The sequence below is a fragment of the Acidisphaera rubrifaciens HS-AP3 genome (assembly GCF_000964365.1).
GTDB lineage: Bacteria > Pseudomonadota > Alphaproteobacteria > Acetobacterales > Acetobacteraceae > Acidisphaera > Acidisphaera rubrifaciens.
On record NZ_BANB01000823.1, the window covers coordinates 1 to 2,092 of the forward strand.

The 2,092-nt window shown below is 69.0% G+C and carries 1 protein-coding gene; it reads right to left on the reverse strand.

The features are described from left to right. Nucleotides 1-129: 129 nt before the first annotated feature. Nucleotides 130-1,815: a pyrroloquinoline quinone-dependent dehydrogenase gene (locus B8460_RS18185; protein WP_048863034.1), complete on the reverse strand. Its 1,686-nt coding sequence runs from the start codon at nucleotides 1,813-1,815 to the stop codon at nucleotides 130-132. Nucleotides 1,816-2,092: the final 277 nt, after the last annotated feature.

Here is a 2,092-nt window from a genome sequence, read left to right on the forward strand (position 1 = left end):
AGGAAGGCGGCGAGCGCGAGCGCGGCGCGCGGGGGCGCCGCCCGCCCGCGTGGGCGGGCCGGCGTCGGCCGGGACGGGAGGGCTGGCATCAGATGCGGTGCACGTCCGGTTCGGGGTGAGGGGCGGCGGCTATTTCGACGTGAAGGCGCAGATCACCGGCGTCTGGTCGCCCTTGGGCAGTTCGGGGATGGCGGCGTTGCCGGCCTGTCCGGCGGCGACGACAATGTATTCGTGGCCGCCCGCCTCATACGCCTCGGTCGGGGCCTGGATGAAGGCGCCGGTGTCGTAGCTCCAGAGCAGCTTGCCGGTCTTGGTGTCGAAGGCGTTTTCCCGGCCGCCGAGATTGCCGGAGAACACGAGGCCCGACGCCGTCACCAGCGCGCCGCCGTAATTCGGCAGGTTGAAGTGGTGGCGCCAGTCGAAGATGCCGGTGTCGACGTTGATCGCGTTCATCTGCCCGGTATTCGGCCCGACCAGCTTGGGGAAGTCGCCGCCGAGGTAGAATTGTCCGGCGATGTAGATCACGTCCTTGCTCGCGGTCCAGCGGCCGCATTCGTTCTGGCTCGGCACGTAGAAGTCGTTGGTGGACGGGTCGAACGCGCCGCCCTGGTACTCGATGCCGCCGAGCGTGTTGGGGCAGGCGATGTTGCCCTCGACGCTCGGCGCGTCGGCGATGCCCTTCTGGAAGCTGGTCACGGTATGGTTGAGCAGCTTGCCGCTCGCCGCGTCGAGGATCCAGAAATTGCCGGCCTTGTCGCCGGTCGCGACCATCTTGACGTCCGCGCCGTCATGCTTGCCGGTGAACAGCACCGGCTGCATCGGCGGGTCCCAGTCATGCGTGTCGTGCGGTATGAACTGATGATACCATTTCAGCGTCGGCTTGCTGCCGGAGATGTCGAGGGCGACCATCGAGTCCGAATAGAGGTTGGCGCCCTCGCGTACCGAGCCGAGGAAGTCCGGTCCCGGATTGCCGAGGTTGAGATACATCATGTGCGTGGCGGTATCGATCGTCACGCCGCCCCAGGTGGAGGCGCCGCCGCGCTTCCACGAATCGCCGCTCCATGTCTCGTGGCCGGGCTCGCCGGGGCCGGGGACCGTCTCCCAGCGCCAGAGCACGTGGCCGTCCTTCGGATCATAGGCGGCGATGTTGCCGTTGCCTCCCCAGTCGCCGTCCGACACGCCGAGCAGCAGCTCGTCGCGGTTGGTGCTGGCGTCGTGATAGGGCACCGGCGCCATGGTGTAGAACGAGTTGGCGGTGTCATCGACCGTCACCTTGTCCCACACCTTGGCGCCGGTCTTGGCGTCGAGCGCGATCAGGTGGCCGTCGAGCGTGCCGAGGTAGACGTTGCCGTCGAGCAGCGCGATGCCGCGATTGGCCGCGAAGGAAATCACGTGCGGGCTGTCGCTGAACTGCCACTTCAGCTTGCCGGTCGCGGCGTCGAGCGCATAGACGTGGTCGTGCGCCGAGGTGACGTACATCGTGCCGTGATAGACGATCGGCGACACCTCGAGCGGGCCGGTGTCGTTGATGGTGAACTTCCACGCCAGCTTGAGGTCGGCGACGTTGGCGGGCGTGATCTGCGCCGCCGTGGTGTAGTGGTTGCCGGTGTAACTCTTTGCCGGGAGGATCCAGTCCGCCGCGTCGGAGGCGGCGTGGGCGAACTCCTCCGCGGTCGGCGTGTCCTGCGCGCGGGCCGGGGTGCTGAGGGCCGCCGCCCCCGCCAGACCCACGGCGGCCAGGCCCATCAGGGCGGCGCCCGTGGCGGCGGGCTTCACGATGGCCGATCCGCAACGCCACTGATCGCGCAGTGTCATGTCTTCCTCCCCTGGTGTCGCGCGGCGTGTCGTGGCCGGCACATTTGTCCGGACATGCGCCGCCGCTTCGAGACGGTCGTGTGTTGACCGACATGACCACGAGGGGAAGCCGCGCACGGGGTCCGGCGCTTCACGTTAGTGCGAGGCGGCCCAAGCTTGGCCGCGTGGTGATCAGCGGGCCGGGGTCGGCCGGGCGTCGCGCGGCAGGGCGCCGGGGGCGATCCAGGCGGCGGCGCGGAGCAAGCGCGCGGCGCCGGCGACGCGGACACGGATCGGC

Coding starts and splice junctions, on each gene's coding strand:
- B8460_RS18185 (WP_048863034.1), bottom strand. CDS start 1,815: ATGACACTGCGCGATCAGTGGCGTTGCGGATCGGCCATCGTGAAGCCC.